Annotated in this window: 20 protein-coding genes; 11 read left to right on the forward strand and 9 right to left on the reverse strand. The window is 35.9% G+C overall.

Features of this window, described 5'->3' with window-relative positions; translation table 11 throughout:
• Nucleotides 1–21: 21 nt before the first annotated feature.
• The 4 genes from GWK10_RS01750 to GWK10_RS01765 form a co-directional block, all read right to left on the reverse strand.
• Nucleotides 22–468 (reverse strand): LNS2 domain-containing protein, encoded by a 447-nt coding sequence (locus GWK10_RS01750; protein ID WP_164029176.1) that lies wholly within the window; start codon nt 466–468, stop codon nt 22–24.
• Between the two features lie 14 nt (nt 469–482).
• Nucleotides 483–1,799: a (Fe-S)-binding protein gene (locus GWK10_RS01755; protein WP_164029177.1), complete on the reverse strand. Its 1,317-nt coding sequence runs from the start codon at nt 1,797–1,799 to the stop codon at nt 483–485.
• A gap of 23 nt (nt 1,800–1,822) precedes the next feature.
• Nucleotides 1,823–2,782, reverse strand: a complete 960-nt coding sequence (locus GWK10_RS01760) for an MlaD family protein (RefSeq protein WP_164029178.1) — start codon at nt 2,780–2,782, stop codon at nt 1,823–1,825.
• 104 nt (nt 2,783–2,886) lie between these two features.
• Nucleotides 2,887–4,035 (reverse strand): N-acetylmuramoyl-L-alanine amidase family protein, encoded by a 1,149-nt coding sequence (locus GWK10_RS01765; protein ID WP_164029179.1) that lies wholly within the window; start codon nt 4,033–4,035, stop codon nt 2,887–2,889.
• A gap of 205 nt (nt 4,036–4,240) precedes the next feature.
• Between GWK10_RS01765 and GWK10_RS01770 the strand changes: the two genes are divergently transcribed.
• Nucleotides 4,241–6,955, forward strand: coding sequence for a putative LPS assembly protein LptD (locus GWK10_RS01770; RefSeq protein ID WP_317164662.1), 2,715 nt, complete (start codon nt 4,241–4,243; stop codon nt 6,953–6,955).
• A gap of 73 nt (nt 6,956–7,028) precedes the next feature.
• Entirely contained in the window at nt 7,029–7,409 is a 381-nt protein-coding gene (locus GWK10_RS01775; RefSeq protein ID WP_164029180.1) for a Rid family detoxifying hydrolase, read from the forward strand.
• Between the two features lie 38 nt (nt 7,410–7,447).
• On the opposite strand, the gene GWK10_RS01780 is transcribed toward GWK10_RS01775, so the two are convergent.
• The 4 genes from GWK10_RS01780 to GWK10_RS01795 all read right to left on the reverse strand — a co-directional run bounded on the left by GWK10_RS01780 (nt 7,448) and on the right by GWK10_RS01795 (nt 15,009).
• Complete coding sequence (locus tag GWK10_RS01780; protein WP_164029181.1) at nt 7,448–8,308, reverse strand: N-acetylglucosamine kinase; 861 nt, start codon at nt 8,306–8,308, stop codon at nt 7,448–7,450.
• A 70-nt stretch (nt 8,309–8,378) separates the two neighbouring features.
• Nucleotides 8,379–9,380 carry a type I glyceraldehyde-3-phosphate dehydrogenase gene (gene gap / locus GWK10_RS01785; RefSeq protein ID WP_164029182.1) on the reverse strand — a complete coding sequence of 334 codons (1,002 nt, stop codon included), beginning with the start codon at nt 9,378–9,380 and terminating at the stop codon, nt 8,379–8,381.
• A gap of 24 nt (nt 9,381–9,404) precedes the next feature.
• Nucleotides 9,405–10,391 carry a 6-phosphofructokinase gene (pfkA, locus tag GWK10_RS01790; protein ID WP_164029544.1) on the reverse strand — a complete coding sequence of 329 codons (987 nt, stop codon included), beginning with the start codon at nt 10,389–10,391 and terminating at the stop codon, nt 9,405–9,407.
• A gap of 196 nt (nt 10,392–10,587) precedes the next feature.
• Nucleotides 10,588–15,009, reverse strand: a complete 4,422-nt coding sequence (locus GWK10_RS01795) for a translocation/assembly module TamB domain-containing protein (RefSeq protein WP_164029183.1) — start codon at nt 15,007–15,009, stop codon at nt 10,588–10,590.
• A gap of 134 nt (nt 15,010–15,143) precedes the next feature.
• Here GWK10_RS01795 and tsaD point away from each other — a divergent pair, with 134 nt between their 5' ends.
• Nucleotides 15,144–16,166, forward strand: coding sequence for a tRNA (adenosine(37)-N6)-threonylcarbamoyltransferase complex transferase subunit TsaD (gene tsaD, locus GWK10_RS01800; protein ID WP_164029184.1), 1,023 nt, complete (start codon nt 15,144–15,146; stop codon nt 16,164–16,166).
• 10 nt (nt 16,167–16,176) lie between these two features.
• Complete coding sequence (locus tag GWK10_RS01805; RefSeq protein ID WP_164029185.1) at nt 16,177–16,896, forward strand: 16S rRNA (uracil(1498)-N(3))-methyltransferase; 720 nt, start codon at nt 16,177–16,179, stop codon at nt 16,894–16,896.
• A 36-nt stretch (nt 16,897–16,932) separates the two neighbouring features.
• On the opposite strand, the gene GWK10_RS01810 is transcribed toward GWK10_RS01805, so the two are convergent.
• The gene (locus GWK10_RS01810; protein ID WP_164029186.1) at nt 16,933–17,706 is read right to left on the reverse strand and encodes a DUF1223 domain-containing protein; all 774 of its coding nucleotides are present in this window, start codon (nt 17,704–17,706) and stop codon (nt 16,933–16,935) included.
• Between the two features lie 60 nt (nt 17,707–17,766).
• On the opposite strand from GWK10_RS01810, the gene GWK10_RS01815 reads away from it, so the two are divergent.
• The 7 genes from GWK10_RS01815 to GWK10_RS01845 all read left to right on the forward strand — a co-directional run bounded on the left by GWK10_RS01815 (nt 17,767) and on the right by GWK10_RS01845 (nt 22,782).
• Nucleotides 17,767–18,417 carry a DUF4159 domain-containing protein gene (locus tag GWK10_RS01815; RefSeq protein ID WP_164029187.1) on the forward strand — a complete coding sequence of 217 codons (651 nt, stop codon included), beginning with the start codon at nt 17,767–17,769 and terminating at the stop codon, nt 18,415–18,417.
• A 3-nt stretch (nt 18,418–18,420) separates the two neighbouring features.
• Nucleotides 18,421–18,762, forward strand: coding sequence for a hypothetical protein (locus tag GWK10_RS01820; RefSeq protein ID WP_164029188.1), 342 nt, complete (start codon nt 18,421–18,423; stop codon nt 18,760–18,762).
• A 4-nt stretch (nt 18,763–18,766) separates the two neighbouring features.
• Nucleotides 18,767–19,285 (forward strand): TrmH family RNA methyltransferase, encoded by a 519-nt coding sequence (locus tag GWK10_RS01825; protein ID WP_317164663.1) that lies wholly within the window; start codon nt 18,767–18,769, stop codon nt 19,283–19,285.
• Between the two features lie 34 nt (nt 19,286–19,319).
• Nucleotides 19,320–20,408: an AI-2E family transporter gene (locus tag GWK10_RS01830; protein ID WP_164029189.1), complete on the forward strand. Its 1,089-nt coding sequence runs from the start codon at nt 19,320–19,322 to the stop codon at nt 20,406–20,408.
• 9 nt (nt 20,409–20,417) lie between these two features.
• On the forward strand, nt 20,418–21,599 hold the full coding sequence (locus GWK10_RS01835; RefSeq protein ID WP_164029190.1) for a THUMP-like domain-containing protein: 1,182 nt from the start codon (nt 20,418–20,420) through the stop codon (nt 21,597–21,599).
• A gap of 137 nt (nt 21,600–21,736) precedes the next feature.
• A complete protein-coding gene (locus GWK10_RS01840) occupies nt 21,737–22,144 on the forward strand; it encodes a hypothetical protein (RefSeq protein ID WP_164029191.1) in 408 nt (135 codons plus the stop codon).
• A gap of 269 nt (nt 22,145–22,413) precedes the next feature.
• Nucleotides 22,414–22,782 carry a hypothetical protein gene (locus tag GWK10_RS01845; RefSeq protein WP_164029192.1) on the forward strand — a complete coding sequence of 123 codons (369 nt, stop codon included), beginning with the start codon at nt 22,414–22,416 and terminating at the stop codon, nt 22,780–22,782.
• Nucleotides 22,783–22,848: the final 66 nt, after the last annotated feature.

Consider the following 22,848-nt stretch of genomic DNA (forward strand, 5'->3'; position numbering starts at 1 on the left):
AAGAAAATCGCGATCAATAAATCAATCGTGATGTCCGTCGTCAAATACTTCAATAGTTACTTCTTTTTCTACAAGATCGGTAAATTTCCCTTTGTAACGCGTCGCTCGCACTAGGTGATTATCGATCCAGTGGTAATTTCCACCTCTTGGTTTACCCATTAGCAGGCTATGAAATTTGAATCCATGACGATTTAACCACTCCGTTGTAACCGCACGATGATCCTCGGTTCTTGAGGTGAAAAAGCAAATAATATGCCCTTCATCATACCATCTATTTAATGTTGCCAACGCATCAGGAAATGGTTCGCAAGTTCCCATTCGTTCCGGTTCTTCGTTTGGTACATCTTCCGTAATGGTTCCGTCAATGTCAATAAGATAATTCTTAACGCCTTCTGGCAGCACCGGGCTTACATGTTCTCCATCTTCTAGTTTGTCATGTAATAACTTCTCTACTTCTTCTTTGTTCACAGTAATTAATTAATTTAAACTTCTTCTTTCCAATTCAGGCGGTCCATTTGGTTAAATGGCCATGGTGCGCCGTTATTTTCAATATTAGACATCATGTTATTCAAATCGGTTGGTGCAGCCGATTGTTCCATTACAAGGTAACGACGCATATCAATAATAATTGATAGTGGGTCTATACCAATTGGGCAAGCTTCTACACATGCATTACATGAGGTGCAGGCCCATAATTCTTCTTTGGTGATATAATTATCTAAGAGTGATTTGCCATCATCAACAAACTCACCTTTATTAGCATCTATATTTTTCCCTACTTCTTCCAATCGATCACGAGTATCCATCATGATCTTTCTAGGCGAAAGTTTTTTCCCTGTTTGATTCGCTGGACATTCACTAGTACAACGACCACATTCAGTACAGGTATAGGCATTGAGTAGCTGTACCCAGTTGAGATCGGTTACATCACTAGCACCAAACTTTTCTGGTTCGCCTTCAGTCTCATCTTCGGCTGGTGCCGCAAAAGGATCTGCAGTAGGATCCATCATCAACATAACTTCTTTAGTTACTGAGTCGACATTAGTAAGCTGCCCTTTTGGTTTTAGATTGGCATAAAAAGTATTTGGGAATGCCAATAAGATGTGTAGGTGTTTCGAGAAGTACAAATAATTCAAGAAAATTAAAATGCCTACGATATGAGCCCACCATGCTCCGCGCTCAATCAAGTGAAGTGTTTCTGGATTCTCTCCATAAATCGAAGCAAAACTTCCACTTATCCAATTCCCTATTCCAGCTTCTTGAAACGAGGTATCGGTAGCATTCATTGTTAAGAATAACGTCATTAAAACGACTTCAAAATACAGGATAATATTTCCGTCGTTTTTTGGCCATCCCTTCATTTCAGGTTTTATAAAACGAGCCAATTTAATGGCATTTCTACGCAACCAGAATATAATTACTGAAACTAAAACGAGTACGGCTAAAATTTCAAACGTACCAATTAAAAAGCCATAAACAGTATTACCTAGAATAGGCTGAAAAATGCGATGCGTACCAAAAATACCGTCAATAATTATTTCTAGCACTTCGATATTGATAATGATAAAACCAACATAAACTATAATGTGAAGAAGGCCAGCAATTGGGCGAGTCACCATTTTTGACTGCCCCAATGCAACCATTGCCATATTTTTCCAGCGTGCCGATTTATTATCACTACGATCAACATCTTTACCTAACTTAATATTACGCATTAGCTTGCGCACATTCATCGTAAAATATCCGACCCCTGCTACAAATATTATTAAGAAAAGTATGTTAGCAATACCAAAATGCATCGATTAAAATTTTATTAGTTTGATTAGTTTGTCTTGTCCTCTGATTCCTCTGGCCCTTCATACTTTACCTGCTTCTTACCAAACAGTGAAAAATGTACATAACGCTTAGGATTCAGTTTCATATCTTCTAAAAGTGCTTCTAATTGTTTCGAAGCCCCGCTTAAATTGGCGTACAGCGCTTCATCTTTCAATAGTTTACCAATAGAGCCCTCTCCTTTATCTATTTTAGCTAGCACCGAATTGAAGTTAGTAACTGTCTCCTTAAGATCTTTCATTGTTTTTTCAAGATCGGCCTTCGCAAGTGCATCTGTTGTCACTGAAAGATCCTTAGTTACTTTATCTATATTACTAATCGTACTTTCTAATTTGTCTTTATTCCCAGAAACAAGTTCGTTTAAAGTTTTAGAGGTATTGTTAAAGCTTGAAATTGTTCTATTAAGTCCAGTTAAGCTATTTTTAAAATCGCTTTTGGTCTTGTCATCTAACATCGAGTTGATATTCAACATTAGTGAATCGGCACTCCCCAACATTGATTCAATTTTCTTTCTAAGCGGTGAAATCGTTTCATTTACCAATGCCGTAAGACCTGGTTTTACTGCAGATGCTAAAGTATCTCCACTTTTAGCTGGGGTAGAACCATCGAATGCGGGGACAATTGACAGGGCCTTACCACTTATAAGTCCTGGTTCGTATAGTTCTACAGTACTATTTATTGAAAAATCAAAATCATTTTCAACAGTAAAAGTAACTAACAGCTTACCTGTTTTATCTTTAAAATTTATTGATTTTACTTTACCAACCGGAAGACCATTGATGGTTACATTGGTAGAAGGAGCAAGGCCTTCAACATTATCGTAAACCGCATAAAATTCTTTATTACCATTAAAAATGGAATTAGATTTTAGATAACTAAACCCCATGATAAAAAGTAGAATTCCACCTAGCACGATCATGCCAGTTTTAAGCTCTTTTGACAGTTTCAAATAATCCGTTTTTCTTGTAAACAAAATTAGAAATAATTTCCGAAGAACACTTATAAATAGGACTAATACATTTCACAACTTACTAAAACTGCAACAGGGGCGCTTTATCGGCCATTATTAGAAGTAGCTGTACTTTCTTTTTGCTGTGCTTTAATCGCCTGATTAATAGGGATTTTAACACCATCCTTATAAGCCACTATATAACTAGATTCATAGCCAGTTTCTGACGCCTTTTTCTGCAGCTGTTTTGCCTTTTTATAATCGGAAGTACTACCGTACAAATAACGATAGAAGTCTTTGTATTTTTCCTTTGAAATAGGGCTTAAACCTTTGAAATTATATGCTTTAGTGTCTAAACTTTTTTTACTGGCAGCAAGTTGAATTTTATATAATACTGATGAATCCGCTGTAGTTTCTTCCTCAACCAGCTCAACTTCTTCTTCAACTGCATCAAAAATTTGATCCCCTACAAATTCATCGATTTCTGATTTGTATGACATTATTGCTGATGCTATTGACTTTGCCAATGCTTGTTGACCCTTAGTAGAATTTAAGTACTTACCTTCAGATGTATTAGTCAAAAAACCAGTTTCTACCAACACGCTAGGCATATATGTTTGATGCAACACTATAAAAGCCGCTTGTTTTACACTGCGGTCCTTTCGTTTTAGTTTCGTCTTAAAATTCTTTTGAATCATACTCGCCAAGTTGATACTTTGATCGAGGTACTCTTCTTGCATCAGCGTCAGCCCGATCATCGATTCTGGGGAGTTGATATCGAAGCCTTCGTAATTTAACTGGTAGTCATCCTCCATATAAATTACTTCGTTCTCTTTTTTGGCAACTTCAAAATTCTGTTTATTACCATGCAGCCCTAACACAAAAGTCTCTGTTCCGTAAGCCTGACTGGTATGTGCATTACAATGTACGGATACAAATAAGTCGGCATTTGCGCGATTAGCAATTTCTCCGCGTTTATATAAATCAACAAAAACATCAGTCTTTCTAGTGTAAACAACTTTAATCTCGGGTTGTTTTTCTAGTATCTTTCCAATTTCCAACACAATATTCAGTGCGACATTCTTCTCTCTATATTTATTGCCAGCACCTAAATTACCACCATCTTTACCTCCATGACCCGCATCTAAAACCACAGTAAACACATCAGTCTTGACAGGTTTTTTGATGCTAAATGAAGTAAGAAGAAGCAAACTGCTTAAAACAATACCGATATAGATAACGTTATTTTTCACTTATTATATAATGTTTAGAAAGGCTTAAGCATATAAGCTATATTAATACAATTTTAATTTCACTTGGTCAAACTGCTCGATTTTTATTAACTCGTTATGAACACTTTTTATCAAACTATTAATACTAATGATGATATTTGACAAAAAAATATATGTATGTTTGACACTCCAACAATCGCGCCATACTTTTAATGTTGTATAATTCGTGTTGCAGATAACTAAACGCTACATATACAGTACCTTAGGGCTACTACTTTTTTGCTTTACAGCTCTAGCCCAAGAACCGCCTAAAGAAAAGAAATTAGAGCAGCCTAAAGCTAAAGACAGTATTGTTGTTGGTAAAGACAGTCTAGGTCTTATTCCGAGTGCCCGAATAGACACTACAAAAACGGATACTACTAAGCAAAAACAACCTATTTTACTTGACAAAATCAAGTATAAAGCTAAGCAATACACCAGAATCAACAGAAAAGAGAATAAGATTTATCTCTACGATGAAGCAGAGTTATATTATCAGAACACTGAGTTGAAGGCGGGTATTATTATACTAGATTATTCAAAAAATGAAGTGTATGCGGGTCGAATTAAAGACAGTACAGGTATACTAACCCAATACCCCTACTTTAAACAAGGTGATCAGGTTGTAGAACCGGATTCTATACGATTTAATTTTGATAGTGAGAAAGCATTAATCTGGAATAGCCGTACTGCCCAAAACGACTTTAATGTTTTTGGTGAGATGACAAAAAAGGAAAACGACTCAGTAGTCTTTATCAAAAATGCAAAATTCACCACTGCCGAGGATATTGACAATCCCGAGTATTATTTCTTTTCTAGAAGAATTAAAATGGTACCACGGAAAAAGATTATTACCGGCTTTACAAACATGTATATTGCAGATGTACCTACTCCTATCGGGTTACCATTTGCATATTTCCCGTTAAGCAGTGAGGAGTCGATTTCCGGAATCCTGTTCCCTACTTTTGGTGAACGTGGTGACCAAGGCTATTTTTTACAGGGTCTAGGATATTACCAAGTAATAAGCGAATATGCGGATATCGCCTTACTAGGTGATTATTTTACGAACGGCAGTTATGGTTTACGAGTAGATAGTAAATACGCAAAACGCTATAAATTTCGAGGAAGCCTTAATGCACAGTATCAAAATCAAGTACGAAGTCAGCGTGGATTTCCTGATTTTTCGCGTAGCACACTATATCGTATTGGTTGGAACCATAGTAAGGATGCAAAAGCGAGTCCGAATTCAACATTTAGCGCCAATGTGAATATATCAAGTAGCAACTTCTTTACAGAATCGCAAAGCATCAATACGGTAGCTGATAGAGCCACCAACCAAACACAATCATCGGTAAGTTATTCCAAGACATTTCCTGCTTACCCTTCAGTAAATATGTCATTAACGGCGACCCACAGTCAAAACAACAGGACGCAAACTATCGATATGACACTGCCAACTTTTCAGGCGAATATGGAGCGTATCTATCCTTTTGTAAGCAGAACAGGATCGAAAAAAGGCCTTATTAAAAATTTCAACTTCCAGTACTCTGTTAACGGATCAAACACCATACGAACATCGGATTCGTTATTCTTTAAAAAGGAGATGTTTGACGATGCGAAATTGGGCGTACAACATCGCATTCCGGTCAGCACTAACTTTAAACTCTTAAAGCATTTAAGTGTTACTATGGGGGGTAACTATGAAGAATCTTGGGTGTTCGAAACGCTAAACGTTTCTGACTATGATGATAATGGTACTCCAGATGATATAACCGATGATATTGAGCCCATTCGTGATACACTTTCAGGATTTGATTCGCATCGTCGTTATAATTTCTCGGCTGGTATAGGAACAACCATTTACGGTACTTTTAACTTTGGAGATGACAAAAAAATCCAAGCAATACGTCACACTATTGCGCCTCGTATAAGCTACTCGTTAAACCCAAGTTTTGAACAGTTTTATGATGAATTCGTCTCTGATATAGATGGAAATGTAACCCAATACAGCCCTTTTGATATTAGCTTATTTAGAGCTCCTGGAAGAAATAAATCCAGCTCGATAAATTTGGCCGTAAGTAACAATTTTGAAGCAAAAGTCAGAGATAAAGACAGCACCGCTACTGAGCCTAAAAAAATTAAGTTATTAAGTAATCTAAACTTCTCTACTAACTACAATATCGCATCCGATTCCTTACAATGGAGTCCTGTGAATTTTTCGGGGACAATACCGCTTTTTAACCAAAAACTCAACCTTACCTTTGGTGGTATTTTAGATCCTTATGCGATTGATAATAATGGTCAGCGCATTGATAAATTTAATATTGACAATGGGGGTAGTTTATTTAGGCTAACTGCGGCAAGAGCTAGTTATAGCTATTCGTTTAGTAGCACTGATTTTGAAAAGGATGATAAGAAACCAGGAGGAGGGCGGCGAGAAGAAACCACTTATGATTTAGATGCGGAAGAAAGCGATGCATTTTTTGGAAAGGATACCGACTTCAGGGATCGACTCTCTAGCGATCCAAACAGAAAAAAGGAAGACGGCGAAGAAGAGTATTATAGAGTAAAGATCCCTTGGCGATTGAGTATTAGGCATAGTTTTAATTATAGTAACCGAAATCGGGAACAAAATATCAGCGCTCACTCCTTACAATTTAGTGGCAGTGTAGACTTAACACCACAATGGAGTATTGGTTTTAATAGCGGATATGATTTTGTAAGAAATGGTATAACTTCAACCCAATTGCGTTTTGCAAGAGATCTTAAGAGTTGGCAAATGGATTTTACTTGGAGTCCGTTTGATACACGTGTTAACTGGAGTTTCTATATTGGAATCAGATCTAGCTTCTTAAGCGATATCAAATACGATAAACAAGCACAACCGGATAGACAACTTTAATAGAATTAAGAATTAAGAATTAAGAATTAAGAATTAAGAAAGTTAGAATATTTGCTTTAAATACATACCAAAAATGAAAAAAGTAATCACAACTGATCAAGCTCCCGCTCCAATAGGCCCATACAATCAAGCTATTTTATCTGGCAACACTTTATATATGTCAGGACAAATAGCCTTTGATCCCGTAAGTATGGAATTGGTTACTGATAGCATCGCAGAGGAGACAAAACAAGTAATGAAGAATCTAGAAGCGGTTCTTTATGCTGCGGAAATGACATTTGAAAATGTTGTAAAAACATCAATATTTTTGTCAGACATGAACAACTTTAGCGAAGTTAACTCGGTGTATGCGATCTATTTTGACGAAAGTACAGCACCAGCTCGCGAGACTGTTGAAGTAGCCAACTTACCAAAATTCGTCAATGTAGAAATCTCAATGATTGCAATAAAATAGTGGTAGCCCAGTTTCTTGTCTTTTTCAAGATTATAAAATTAGGCATGCATTTTATTCTTCAAATGATAATCGACCAATCCTTCAATTGGCGCTTTGATTATTTTTCCTGGAGTAATGCCGTATTCTTTTAACACCGCACGAAGTTCTTTTTCTAAGTAGAAACCAATAGACCCTACAAAATGAACGGGAATTTCTCGGCAATTTTCAAACTGCATAATTTGATTCTCCACAAATAACTGAAGTCCTTTTTTGATGAGTTGTTGCGAATACTCCTCATCTTTATTCTCTATTAAAAAACGAGCGAAAGTTGCTAAATACGTATTCGGATTTGGCTCTCGATATAAATGCGTTTTAACCGATTCTGCCGAAAGCTCATAATCTGTTCCAAACTTCTCTTTTAAATGATCAGGCATTTTACTAAAGTGGTAGTCCCGTATCATTTGTCCGCCAAAATAATTTCCACTAGCATCGTCCATCAAAATATATCCTAAGGAGATCACTTTTTGATGCACAATATCGCCATCATAATAACTGCAATTAGATCCTGTACCTAAAATACAAACAATACATGGGGTGCCTTCTTCAAAAACAGCATATAAAGCAGCATAGGTATCTTCCTTAATATGAAGTTCTGCTTTGGTAAAGAAGTCTCCAAAAACATCATTAATGCGTTCTTTAGGTCGCTCTACCCCAAGCCCCGCACCATAGAAATACACATCAGTTACCTCATCTTTATGTTGATACAACTCAAAATTATTGATGATGCGCTCCTTAATTATTTCACGGGTAAGAACCTGTGGATTTAAGCCTAGTGTTTGGGTTTGAAAAAGCTCCTCTCCATTTGCGCTTAGGGCAATCCAGTCGGTTTTAGTCGATCCGCTGTCAGCTATTAAAATCATAGGCTGTAAAAGAAAAATTCCCGCTTACCGCGGTTAGCCAATAAACGGGAATTAGATTTTTAATTTCTTCTTATAAGCTAGCGGCGTGTGCTACTAGATCTAGTAATTTATTTGAGTATCCAAACTCATTGTCATACCAAGAGATTATCTTGTAAAAACGTTCGTTTAAAGCAATTCCAGCTTCAGCATCGAAGATACTTGTTCTAGCATCCGACACAAAATCAGTTGATACTACAGGCTCATCTGTATAACCTAAAATTCCAGCTAGATCACCGTCAGCCGCATCTTTCATTGCTTTTTTAATGTCATCATACGACGTGTCCTTTGCTAAACGCACTGTTAAATCAACTACTGATACATTTGGTGTAGGCACTCTAAATGCCATTCCTGTAAGCTTTCCTTTTAAAGAGGGTATTACCTTAGTTACAGCAACAGCAGCCCCTGTTGTAGATGGAATAATGTTAGCCAAAGCAGAACGTCCTAGTCGATAGTTTTTTCTTGAAGGACCATCTACCGTAAACTGTGTTGATGTTGCCGCATGTACTGTCGTCATTAATGCTTCTTCAATACCAAAATTATCATTTAACACCTTAGCAATTGGCGCTAAACAGTTGGTTGTACATGATGCATTTGAAATAATTGTGTCAGATGCTTTTAACTCGTGATTGTTTACTCCCATTACGAACATTGGAGCATCTTTAGAAGGTGCAGAGATTACTACTTTCTTAGCCCCTCCCTGAAGATGAAGATCAGCAGTTTCTAATGTAGTAAAAATCCCTGTACATTCAGCTACAACATCAGCTCCTACTTCATCCCATTTTAGACTCTTAGGATCTCTTTCCGCAGTAATGCGAATAGTTTTTCCATCAACGATTAAATTGCCATCTTTTACTTCAATGGTGCCATCGTAACGACCATGTACTGAGTCGTACTCTAACAAATACGCTAGATGATCAACATCTAACAAGTCATTAATTGCTACAACTTCTATATTATCTCGGTTTAACGATGCTCTAAAAACCAAGCGTCCGATTCTACCAAATCCGTTTATTCCAATTTTTACTGTTGACATAATTCTTTATTCTGATTATTAAATTTAGGTTGACATGATATCTGCTACCCTTAGTAATTCTTTATTTATTTGATGTGTGCCTTTCACCGCTTTATCGAGAGGTGTTAGGTCCAGTTTATTGTTATTAATCCCGACCATGAAATTCGATTTCCCTTCTAATAAAGTTTCTACGGCCTTGACCCCCATTCGACTTGCGAGAACACGATCATAACATGATGGTGCTCCACCTCGTTGCATATGTCCTAATACTGATACGCGTACATCATATAATGGCAAATTCTCCTCGACGTAATCCTTTAATTCGAATACATTTTTACCGATTTTATCACCTTCAGCTACAACTACAATACTAGACGATTTACCCGAGGATTTACTCTTTTTAAGTGAATCTAAAAGCACATCTAAGCCGATATCTTCTTCTGGGATTAGGATCTCCTCCGCACCACCAGCGATACCCGAATTCAATGCGATATCTCCTGCATCGCGTCCCATTACCTCGATAAAGAAAAGACGGTCATGTGAACTTGCTGTATCTCGTATTTTATCAATAGCCTCTACAACCGTGTTTAAGGCTGTATCGTAACCAAGTGTATATGCTGTACCATAAATATCGTTGTCAATGGTACCAGGAATACCAATTACAGGAAACTTATATTCTTCATTAAAAACCATACCTCCAGTAAAAGTACCGTCACCGCCAATAAGCACTAATGCCTCAATACCTTTAGCCATAAGATGTCTATATGCCTTTTTACGACCATCTGGTGTCATAAATTGCTTTGATCTAGCTGATTTTAGGATAGTTCCACCTTTATTGATTATACCACGTACACTACGAGCATCCATATCGGTAAAATCACCTTCGATCATACCTTGATATCCTCTATAGATACCTACACATTCAACTTCATGATAGGCACATGCCCTAACAACTGATCGTATTGCAGCGTTCATTCCAGGAGCATCTCCGCCTGAGGTCATAACCCCAATTCTACTGACTTTTTTAGACATTAATTGCGAATTGAATAGCAAAATTACGAACTTCATGCAATAAACCTGTTACTACAGGGTATTATTTACATGATTATAAACACGTAAACGATTTCGTTAACAATTATTTATTTTGATGTTTCAAATTTTACATCAATTAATTGCTAAATCCTCATTTTTTATGTCCAAAAAATGGGACGACTGAAGGGAAAGAAAATTATTTATTGGAAGTAGACTTCTTAGGTCGGAAATTTACCAGGGCTGGTTCAGCCACAGAGTCTTTTTTACGCTTGGGCTTTTTCTCCTTTTTAGCATCTTTGTCGGCCTTCTTAAAGATTTTATGAAGTAGTTCCTTAAACGTATCAAAATCGTATTCATAAGACAAGCCTACACCTTGGGTATAACCAATATTTTCAGCTACTTGGGCAAACTGCAACTCATTTTCGCGGTTGAATACTTTAGCGCGTAATGATCCATCTTGATTTAGTAAAATATCAACCTCAACATTACCAACAACTACTGTTTGACTAACACCACCTACAGGTACACCAAACTTACCGTTAAGAAGAATACGATCACTTATTCTTGTACTTAGTGTCAAACCTAGCCTATCTTCTGTCCTTAGATTGTTTAAACCAGACCGATCTCCTTGATCATAGTTAACACCCAATTGCAACACATCATCGTCCCCAGAAATCAGGTCATTGAATACATTACTGGCTGTTTGAAATAAATTACCAGTTAGTGCTTGTTGAGATATACTGACCTGGTCAATAAAAACCCCTTGCGTAATCAACGATAAGGCCTGTAACTGTTTTTGGTCTTCATCTTGCATCGCAAATTGCAATTCTGACTTTACAACGCCACTCGCATTAGGGAAGTCAATATTAAAAGACGGTGTTAACTCGTCAAAATTTCCATCCAAAATTATAGAAACTTCAGTAGGGATTTTTCGATTAAAATCTTGACCATTTGCAAGTAATATAGCCGGATTCGCCTCTAGGCTATAAATAGCTGTCATATTTGTCAATTGGGCGCCATAAGGGTCTCCTTGCCAATCAATATTTCCACCGGGCTGTACTACAAAGTCTCTACTGTAAAGTCCGCCCAAAGTCTTGTAGTTATAAATACCCTCATAAGCCGCGAAACTACCAAACATATTAAATTTACCATTAGTATTAATCTGCATTAGTAGTAGTCCTACCCCACTGCCAGATAACTTACTTCCTGTTTTTTTATCAATAACTACCGAAACCTGAGCTTCCGTTGTGATATCAAGATCAAACTCCATTTCAATACCCTTAAACTCCTCTGCTACTCGACGTTCAGCATTGCTCTTTTTTAACTCATTTTTATCAATAAAGGTGATGAATGATTCATCACCCACACTGGCAGTGTCATCTATTGGAATTACTATAGAAGTCCCTTTTTCTGACCGTGCATCCGCTTTTATGGTTAGCGCATCAATCGGACCAAATATATCTCCTTCACCACTTATAAAAGCAGTACCATAGTATAGTGCTTCATCCCCTTCAGGAATATCGAATACCATAAGACGTCTAGGTGCTAAGACCTTTAGGTCAAGGCGCCAATCATCAAAGTAAGTATGCGATATACTTCCATCAATATTTCCTCTTGTACGATATGCAGTATCAGTAATATTTATATTATCAAAAATAAAGCTCTCTTCTCGTAATTGAATAGTCGAATTGTTATCCATTGCCAGATCAACGTTCAAATCGGGTAGGTAAATACCCCCGTTATCCAATTCTAAATAACCATTAATCATAGGTCGATCAACAACTCCAGAAATTTTTGCTTTTCCAGTGGCATCTCCTCGAATACGTTGGATTACATCTTCGCCAAGTGGACTAAAAGGATCTAACTTAAATTTGTCCAGTGAAACATCGAGATCATAGACATAACCACGAGCCTTCTTATTAATGCCTCCTTTTATAAATAGCGGCCTAATATCACCATTAACTATCGACGCATTTACATCAAAATCGCGTAAACGTTCGTCTCCTTGAACATCTACTAATAAATTACCATACTCGTATTTATTGACTTTAAAATCGGAAATTACCATTCTTGAATTAGGCAAATACACACCTTGACGCTGAATGATATTTACTTTCCCATCAATAACACCGTCCAGTCTAAGACTATCTACCTCGGGTGTAATTTTGTTAAGATCGACTACTTTAAAACCTATACCAATGTCCTTATAAGTGCTGTCCAGCATCACTCCGCGAATATTGATAAATTCATCTTCATGATTCATAGAGATATCCTCAATGCTTATCGTATCTAGTGTTTTATTAAGTACTACCCTATTTTTTCTATCTCTTTCCTTATTGATATACCAACGATTACCTTTAAAATCTACTTCCGATTTTTGAATACCAACAACCGATCTATTTTTATTATCTATCGTATGATAAAAACTAAGATTGTAATCATCATTATCTTGCTTACCTCCTTTAAAATTTGTTTTGAAGAATAGCGTGTCCCGAAGTGTCTTATTGATGAGATCAAAATTACTAGCTTGATAAAAGCCTGCGTCGATCTTACCTATTTCTATGGCTGTATTAAAAAGAGGGTTTTTATTATCAATTTGAACGCTCACCTTATCCATCATATAATCAAAAACATCGATTCTGGGTGATCGGAAATTGAGTTTAAACTCACCGTTATCGGCTGCAATTCTACCTCGAATTATAGTGTTAGGGCCGAATTTCAGCTCTGGATAAAACACTTCAACAATCTTATTGTAAACAATAAAATTAAAGTCAATAAACTGGCCCATGTTCACCTCATAAGGACTGTAGTTGGCATAAATACTCCCTATAGAGTTTTGAACAAGTTTATCTAGCTCATTTATTGAAAAACGTCCTGATAATTTTCCATTTACAATATCAGGGGAATTAAACGTCAAGGTTCTAATACTATCTTTAAAGGACGAGCTTACATTAAAATCATTAAAGTAATACTGATCATTTTGATTTTGATATCCAGTTTTCTTAAAACTTAAGGTACCAGTCATATTATCGATATTAGTACCTACAGTATTGATATCAATATCACCTCTAAAAATGGAAATACTATCTCGCTTTATAAAATTGAGAATATTCAGATTCGCATAACCGACATTTGCTTTGAAATCAAACTGGTTTTCTGCTTTCGAAAAATCTGCTAAACCGTCAAAACGCAATTTCAAATTGGGGTCATTAGACTGTAAAAACCCATCAAAAAGCTGATCTTTTAAAACACCTGATACTTCTAAATTTTTGTACTTGTAGTTATTAAACTGGAGTGTATCAACGGTACCAATAATCTCAGTGTTCAATGTTTCTTGTACGAAACCTTTACCATCTACATTCAGCTTTAATGATGCTTTACCAAGTATTGGATCGTTTAAAAAATCGCCTAGATCAAAACCTTTTAATTCGACCACACCTTCATATGACGCATTATCGATATTCTCGATATTGGTTAATGTTAAATTAGAAACCGATCTACCAATTCGGGTATCAACAGTTAACTGCGCATCGATCATGCTTTCGGAAATAATGGTATTTCCTTTAATCTTAAACTGTCCAAGTTTCGAAAAACTAGAGGGTAAGGTTTTACCTAAAAGATCTGGAAGGAGTCTTCTTAGTTGCTGATAATTTGATGTAAGTTCTTTTAAATCGGCCTCCATATAAAATGGTTGCTTGCTGTCAAAAATATCCTTGAAATACATATCGCCCTTGATACGCGTGTTGGAGGATACGAGATTTAATTTTTTAAGTTCCAGCTCATTTAATGTCCCTGTAAAATCAGAACTGAAATAGGCGTTACCTAATCCAAATTCATCATAAAACAAATTGATCTCGTTAAAACTAATCTTAGAACTTACGAAGCTGCCATTTACTTTAACCTTATCGGTAAACTCCTTCATATCCTCTCGTTTGTAATCAAAAACAAGAGAACCGTTTACTTCGGAGTCTTTTGTATTTATTTCTAGCTCATCAAATCTCATTTGAGACAGACTGTATGAGAACTTTGTTTTTAGTTGTTCCATCTCTAGCCCACGCTGGTCTATAAATGACATCTGATTAATATCGGTGGTCACATTTGGTCCAGAAATTTTAAAATCGCTGAGCTGACCAAACAAATTTTTGAAATTAAGAACCTCAGCTGTTTCTAAATTTTCATCAATTAATCTAAAAACACCATTTTCCAAACCAATGTCCGCTGCTTTTAATAAAAATGAAGATGGCTCTGTTGATTCTGAAGGCGTATCCAACTTATCTACAAATACGTCAAGATTGGTAAAATCTTCGCCTTTATACGTTTTTAAATTAAACTGTAAACCATCCATATCGACAGCGCTAAACTCTAACTTACCATTAATGGCATTTTTTATCCCAAGAATAGAAGCCTCTAATGATTTGATATAAATGAGCGTGTCTTTCTTATAGTCTTCAATATAAATATCCTTAATATCTGCATTGCCGGTTAAGCTAAGGCCTACTCTACCAATATTAATGTTTGTTCCGAATTCTTTATTAATACTATTGGTTGCTTTACGAGCAAAATACGTTTGGACTGCGGGGATATTGAAAATGATAAAAAGCAACAAAAAAAGCAGCATGATTCCGAGAAGAAATCGAACCAATATTTTTCTGAATTTTTTGATAGCCTTTAAAGTTTTAATTTTGCTAAATAAGGGTGCAACGACCGTGCCTTTTTTTATACTTTAATGAAACCTTAACGTTTTTCTTCATTTTGAAAGAAACCGACACTTACATTCTAGGCATTGAATCATCCTGCGATGACACAGCGGCTGCTATACTACACAACGGCAAAATACTATCCAATGTTGTTGCAAATCAGGCTATTCACTACCGATACGGAGGGGTTGTTCCCGAATTAGCTTCGAGAGCACATCAACAAAATATTGTACCAGTAGTACATCAGGCCTTAGCCCAAGCAAATATCGATAAAAAACAACTAAGTGCCATAGCTTTTACTAGTGGTCCTGGACTTATGGGATCTTTACTGGTAGGAACCTCATTTTCAAAGTCTTTGGCAATAGGATTAGATATCCCTTTGATTGATGTTGACCATATGCAAGCGCATATTTTAGCTCATTTTATAGATGAAGAAGGTTTTGATAAGCCAGACTTCCCATTTTTGGCAATGACTATTTCTGGTGGCCATACTCAAATTGTTCGGGTAGATGATTATTTTAAAATGGAAGTTATCGGTCAAACCATCGATGATGCGGTTGGTGAAGCATTTGACAAAAGTGGAAAAATACTAGGCCTTCATTATCCTGCAGGACCAGTGATAGATAAACTGGCAAAGCAAGGAAATCCAAAAGCATTCTCATTTACAAAACCTCGTGTTGATGGTCTCGATTTTAGTTTTAGCGGATTGAAAACGGGAATACTATATTTCATACAAAAACAAGTGAAAGATAATCCCAATTTCATTGAGGAGAACCTAACAGATATTTGTGCCTCTATTCAACATACTATTATCAATATTTTAATGGATAAGTTGGTAAAAGCATCTAAACAAACAGGTATTAAACAAATTGCTATTGGCGGCGGTGTTTCTGCGAATTCGGGAATACGACAAGCATTGAAGGATGCGGAATCGCAATACGGATGGAAACCCTTTGTTCCTAAATTTGAGTATACTACCGATAACGCCGGGATGATTGCCATAGTCGGCTATCTAAAATACTTGGAAGGTAACTTTGCTGATGATCGCGTAGTAGCGAAAGCCAGAACTAGTTTTTAACCATCGATCTATGCAACTATTCTATCAAGCTGATATTACTGCAACATCAAAAAACTTTTTTATTGATAAAGAAGAAAGTAGGCATTTGGTAAAAGTACTTCGCAGAAAAGAAGGCGATACATTAAATTTTACAAATGGAAAAGGATTACTATTTGAAGTAACCGTTGTAATAGCCGACATACGAAAATGCCAACTAGAAGTGATTTCTTTTAAAAAACAGTCAAAGAAAAACTACAGACTACATATAGCGGTCGCTCCTACGAAGATGAATGATCGTTACGAATGGTTTTTGGAGAAGGCTACCGAAATAGGAATTGATGAAATTACACCAATAATTTGCGACCACTCCGAGCGTAAAGTAGTAAAGCACGAACGCCTTCAAAAAATATTGATTTCAGCAATGAAACAATCGCTGCAATGTCATTTACCAAAATTGAATGAGGTTATTAATTTTTCTGATTTTGTTAAACAATCAAATACAGATGAACTATTCATAGCGCACTGTGAAGAAACTGATAAAATAAGTTTGAAAAATGAGATTGTTGCCGGTAAGGATATCACCATTTTAATAGGACCCGAAGGGGATTTTTCTACTAGCGAAATTGAATCAGCCCTGGCGGCTAACTATACTGCTGTTAGTCTTGGTGAAACACGGTTACGGACCGAAACTGCAGCAATTGTAGCCTGTCATACGGTAGCGTTGATGAATGAGACAAACTCCTCATCCTAACCTTCTCCTCAAAGAGAAGGAATTATTATCTACCTCCTATTTGGAAATCTTGGAAGCAACAGCCGTCAATGTAGTCAAATTCTCATCTTCTGCGATTAAGATTAACGACAGCTCATCACTGTTTTCAATCCACGATGGTATTTGAAGACTTACTGTGGCTTCAGTAATTAATTTTGCCCCTACTTCAGCAGCGACAATATTTTTATTGGTAAGCGTTAAATTTCTATTTTCTCCGCGCTTAATATGCGTAGTCTTTTCTTTTACAACTAATACAGCTCGCAAATTTTTGCTGTCTGAATCTCCATTAAATGTATAGCTCGCTTCAACAGTATTGCCATTTCTTTTCAATGATTTAATTACAATATTTTGGTCCGACTGGTAATTCTCAGAATATCGTTTTATAGCCGACTTTAATTTAGTCTCGCTACTACCCACAAAATGCTCACTGCCATTTACGACTAACTGTGGTGTATAGATGGATCGGCTTCTGAACTTCTGGGCATATAAACGTTGTTTGTCGCTATATTTCTTGCTACTAAATGGATCTTTCCAACCAATATAATTCCAATAATCTACATGATAACTTAAGGTAAAAACCTTTTTATTATTATACGTTTCGCTTATTTCAGATAATAACTCATCAGCAGGCGGACAGCTAGAACAACCTTGAGAAGTAAACAATTCTAAAAGTATCACGGGCTCTCCTTTAATTGTCATTTTATCTTTATTTGAGGCTTGTGCATTCGATACAAATACTACCCCTATCACCAAAACGGCTGCTAAAACAATCCTAAAAAGTATTTTCTGCATAGCAATTATTCTTATTTTTGATTTGGTAGGTTTAGTCCGCGTAATTTCAAATACTTTACAATGCGTTATTTTATTTTAGGGTTTTTCATGAGTTTATGCACTTTTTCAGGTGTCGTAAAGGCTCAGGAAATTGCTATTTTAAAATACAATGGTGGCGGCGATTGGTATTCAAACCCTACTGCACTGCCCAACCTAATTTCATTTTGCAACCAACAGATTAATACTAAAATTGATGCTAAACATCAAACTGTAGAAGTTGGTAGCGTTGATATTTTTCAATATCCTTTTATTCATATGACTGGGCACGGCAATGTCTTTTTCAACGAAGATGAAGCTAAAAACCTACGCACCTATTTATTGAGCGGCGGCTTCCTTCATATAGATGATAATTATGGGATGTTTAAATACGCTGAAAAAGAAATTAAAAAGGTATTTCCTGCTAAGGACTTGACAGAAATTCCAGCCGACCACCCCATTTTTAATCAAAAATTTAAGTTCCCAAACGGACTACCAAAAATTCACGAACACGACGGGAAACGACCACAAGCACTTGGCATTTTTCATGAAGGAAGATTGGTGTTATTGTTTACCATAGAATCGGACTTGGGTGATGGCTGGGAAGATACAGCTGTGCACAATGACCCGGAAGAAGTCAGGCTAAAAGCATTACGCATGGGTTCGAATATTGTACAATATGTTTTTGAAAACTAGTTTATGAAATTAAGTTACTCTTGCGATAGTTGTAAAAAAGAAAATAGTTATAAAACGAACGCATCAGATCGCGTTGACTTACAAATGCGACTGGGCAAGGACGAAATTAAAGAACACTGTAATAATTGTGGACATTTTAATGCCAAACACCTAAACCGTCTGATAGCAGTCCCTAACAAAATGTTTATGTTTATAGGAGGGCTCATTGGGTTAATTATTGCTTTATACATTCTTTTCAGGTTTGGTATTTTGGGCGCTTTGGCCTTTTCATTGCCTATTATGGTTATCGCGCAGCACAAAAAATCAGTAAGCAGTTTTAACAAAACAATGATTCGCAGAAAATAAGATTGTGCAACAGTGTACCCATTACAATACCAATTTTGAGAAACTAACACTTCCCATTGTATTAATTGCCGATGGGGTTTCGATGCCCGCTAATATCGGATCGCTATTTCGTATAGCAGATGCTTTTGGTGTATCTAAGCTTCTGTTCGGAAATGCCACTATCGACTTTAATTCAAAACGAATTCTTAGAACCGCGAGAGCAACCATCAATCATATTGAACATGCCTGTTTGGATAACATTGAAGATGAAATCTCAAATTTAGTAACGGAAGATTACCAACTAATTGCCATAGAAATCACAGAAAACAGCATTCCCCTTAGTTCATTTAACATAGACCTATCTAAAAAGATAGCATTAATCGTCGGTGCAGAGAATTTTGGGGTTTCCGAAGCAGTTTTAAGGTTAGTTCACACTACCGTACATATTGATATGTATGGCCATAATAGTAGTATGAATGTTACGCAGGCAACTGGTATTGCACTTTATGAATTATCTAAGCAACTTGTAAGTGCAACTTCATGAATTAATAGTTATATTTCATTACTAAATCAATTAAATGAAACCAAAAACCATAGCAAATGGCATTTTAAGAGCCGTTGGTATTCTTGTTGGGATTTTTATCCTACTATATTTTCTTTATCAAATTCGTTCGGTTTTGGGCTATATAGCTATTGCGGCCGTTATCTCATTAATTGGAAGGCCCATTGTATTATTCTTAAAGAGTAAACTGAAGTTTAAAAATACATTAGCGGTTATAGCCACTATGGTTTTAATGGTAGGGCTTTTGCTGGGTGTGTTTTTCATGTTTATCCCACTTGTTCTAGAGCAAGGAAAAAATCTTTCCTTATTAGATATCGATGCTTTAAGAGGAAATCTTGAGGACCTATATGCCCAGGTATTATCTTATTTTGATAGCTCGAATATCGATATTGAGGAACAAGTGAAAGAGGCGGATGTTTTCTCAAAATTTAATTTTCAAATGATTCCCGACTTTCTGAACTCCGTTGTCGGAGCTTTCGGCAGTTTTAGTATTGGTTTATTCTCGGTATTATTTATTGCCTTCTTTTTATTAAAGGATAGTCAATTATTAGTTGATGGTATTATGGTGCTCACACCAAAAGGAAAAGAAAAACGAGCCAATAAATCGTTTGAAAAAATAAAAGGCTTGCTGTCGCGATACTTCATTGGTTTATTACTTCAAATTCTCATACTATTTATTCTTTATAGTATAGTCTTATTAATTTTTGGAATTGATAATGCCATTGTGATTGCATTTTTATGCGCTTTAATGAATCTTATTCCCTACGTTGGGCCTATTATAAGTGCTGTTTTGTTAATGATCCTATCAATGACCTCAAATTTGGGAGAAGATTTTAGCAGTGTTATTTTACCAACTACTATATATGTCATGATTGGATTTGTTGTGGCCCAATTGGTCGACAACTTTTTTAGCCAGCCTTTTATTTTCTCGAGTAGCGTGAAATCGCATCCCTTAGAAATTTTCTTAATTATTATTATTGCCGGTTTACTTTTTGGTGTAATAGGAATGATCGTTGCCGTACCCGCTTATACTGTCATTAAAGTAATTTTAAAGGAGTTTTTGGCAGAAAACAAACTGGTAAAAAGCCTTACCAAGGACATTTAACTAGCCCATTTGAATAGGCATATTTTACATATAGAGGTTCAAGAGTTTTTAAAAAACTACGGATCGAAAGATCCTCTTGATCTAGCATTTAAAAAGCAGTTTTTTGAACATATTGAAAACAAGGAGCTGATCGATCAGCTAATCGCAAAGAAGAAATCTAAGAATAAACTTCCTAGCTGGCATAGACATTCAAATATATATTATCCAACTCCATTATCTATTGAACAAACCTCATCTGAAATTACAGCCGCTTACAAAGCGAGTTTAATTAATGGAGCATCTGTCATTGATATCACAGGCGGTTTTGGTGTGGACGCATTCTATATGGCAAAAAAAGTTGATACTCTTATTCATTGCGAACAACAAAAACAACTTTCGGAAATAGCGGTACATAACTTTGAACAGTTACAAGCCAATAATGTAAGCTGCGTAGCCACTGATGGGATTCAGTATCTAAAGGATACAAAATCCCATTTTAGTTGGATATATGTCGATCCCGCAAGACGTGATGACAACCAACAAAAAGTATTTTTTCTAGCGGATTGTATTCCAAATATTCCAGAACTCATCTCATTACTTTTTGAGAAGGCAGATAATATACTGATAAAAACATCACCGCTACTCGATATTAGTATCGGATTGAAAGAACTACAGTACGTTCAGGAAATTCATATTGTTGCTGTCAAAAATGAAGTAAAGGAATTGCTCTGGATTTTAAATAAAGAACAGGTAAGCGCAGTCGATCTTATAGCTGTTAATTTAGATAGTGATCAACCCATCTATAAAACAACATTACCACTTCCCGAAGTTGTTATAGATTTTGCCGAGCCCATGCAGTATTTATTTGAACCTAACGCTGCTATCCTAAAATCTGGAGCATTCAAAAATATTGCGGAGGCGTTCACATTAAAGAAACTGCATCAACACACACATTTATATACATCAAATTCAAAAATCAATTTTCCTGGGCGCATGTTTAAGGTAGTGGCAGTACAATCTTTTAATAAGAAGAAGATTAAGTCACTTTATAAAGGAGCTAAGGCAAATGTAAGCTGTCGTAATTTTCCAGAAAATCCAGATACGATCAAAAAATCATTCGGAATTAAAGATGGTGGTGATACCTATTTATTTTTTACCACTGTACATGATAACAACAAAGTAGTTATTGAATGTATTAAGGCCGCTTATTAATTATCCACCCAAAATCATACTTTCTTAAAGCTGGGTTAAAAATGGTATGATTTTATATATAAATGTTAACAAATGTTAATATTTAAGTATTTCATCGATATTTATTTGCTTATAATCGATGTAAATATATATTCGCTATGTCGAACATTGACAACACCTATAACCCTAAAGCAACACCTATGAACCCAATTAACCTATTCTATGCTAAAATTCTGCAGTATTTCACCTTTGCCGGAATCAAAGCAATTAATGTACATGCGCAAGCTTCGTTTATTTTTTCGGCGACCTTGTATTTTTATTTTCTTGAGGTAGTTCAACTTTTTACTGGAGAAGCTTCTGTATTTATCCAATTAATGATTTTGGCTATTGGCCCCATGATGCATCTCATTTCATATTCTTACTTTAATAGTGCTGCAATGGCAAGTAAATTATCAGACATTATAGAAAATGAATCTGCACAAACCAATGCGATAAGTAGTTTACTTACCGTCGCTTTTATCCTACCTATGATCATTTTCTTTACAATAACTGTTTTTGCAGTTTAATTAAAACTAAACTAAGCCCCCAAATCCTTATTGTTTTAGTATAAGTCTAAACCTATCCTTAAACATTTGGTCAAAAAACCGTCTCATCTAAGACGGTTTTTTTGTTTTTCGTAAGGAAATAGAGTTTTTCCTGACAACAAACAGAATATTGATTATCAAGCTTTTACAAACAATTTGAAAAAAAAATAATGAAAAGGGTAGGGTTTTTTAGGGGGTAGGTGTTTAATAATTGCAACAACATCTTACAATAATCACCTAAACAAAAAGACATGAATAACCCCGCTATCTTATTTTACTCGAAAGTTTATCAGTACTTCAACTACGCTGGAATTAAAACCTTCAACTTACACGCTCAAACTTCTTTTATCTTTTCAGTAACCGTTTTCTTTTACGTATATAAAATGGTAGAAGTTGTAGGACTTGAGTTAAGTTTGCCTTACAGAATAGCTTTATTATTATTACAACCTACTTTACATGTAGCTACTTATATGATCTTTAACCAAGATAAAATGACTTCTCATGTAATGAACTTCCAAAAGAATGAAGACAGCAACGGAAATGCTATCAGTACCCTACTTACTGCGGCACTTGTTTTACCAATGTTAGTTTTCTTTACAAAAGTGGCTTTCGGAATGTAAAAGACAAAACAAAGACTACTACTATAAATTATTTATTTAGCAAAAAGATCCCGGATGACAACATTC

Source organism: Spongiivirga citrea, assembly GCF_010671565.1.
Classification (GTDB): Bacteria; Bacteroidota; Bacteroidia; order Flavobacteriales; family Flavobacteriaceae; genus Spongiivirga; species Spongiivirga citrea.

Coding starts and splice junctions, on each gene's coding strand:
- GWK10_RS01820 (WP_164029188.1), top strand. CDS start 18,421: ATGAAATTAAGTTACTCTTGCGATAGTTGTAAAAAAGAAAATAGTTAT.
- GWK10_RS01775 (WP_164029180.1), top strand. CDS start 7,029: ATGAAAAAAGTAATCACAACTGATCAAGCTCCCGCTCCAATAGGCCCA.
- GWK10_RS01830 (WP_164029189.1), top strand. CDS start 19,320: ATGAAACCAAAAACCATAGCAAATGGCATTTTAAGAGCCGTTGGTATT.
- GWK10_RS01780 (WP_164029181.1), bottom strand. CDS start 8,308: ATGATTTTAATAGCTGACAGCGGATCGACTAAAACCGACTGGATTGCC.
- GWK10_RS01810 (WP_164029186.1), bottom strand. CDS start 17,706: ATGCAGAAAATACTTTTTAGGATTGTTTTAGCAGCCGTTTTGGTGATA.
- GWK10_RS01815 (WP_164029187.1), top strand. CDS start 17,767: ATGCGTTATTTTATTTTAGGGTTTTTCATGAGTTTATGCACTTTTTCA.
- GWK10_RS01845 (WP_164029192.1), top strand. CDS start 22,414: ATGAATAACCCCGCTATCTTATTTTACTCGAAAGTTTATCAGTACTTC.
- GWK10_RS01840 (WP_164029191.1), top strand. CDS start 21,737: ATGTCGAACATTGACAACACCTATAACCCTAAAGCAACACCTATGAAC.
- GWK10_RS01805 (WP_164029185.1), top strand. CDS start 16,177: ATGCAACTATTCTATCAAGCTGATATTACTGCAACATCAAAAAACTTT.
- gap (WP_164029182.1), bottom strand. CDS start 9,380: ATGTCAACAGTAAAAATTGGAATAAACGGATTTGGTAGAATCGGACGC.
- GWK10_RS01755 (WP_164029177.1), bottom strand. CDS start 1,799: ATGCATTTTGGTATTGCTAACATACTTTTCTTAATAATATTTGTAGCA.
- GWK10_RS01795 (WP_164029183.1), bottom strand. CDS start 15,009: ATGCTGCTTTTTTTGTTGCTTTTTATCATTTTCAATATCCCCGCAGTC.
- pfkA (WP_164029544.1), bottom strand. CDS start 10,391: ATGTCTAAAAAAGTCAGTAGAATTGGGGTTATGACCTCAGGCGGAGAT.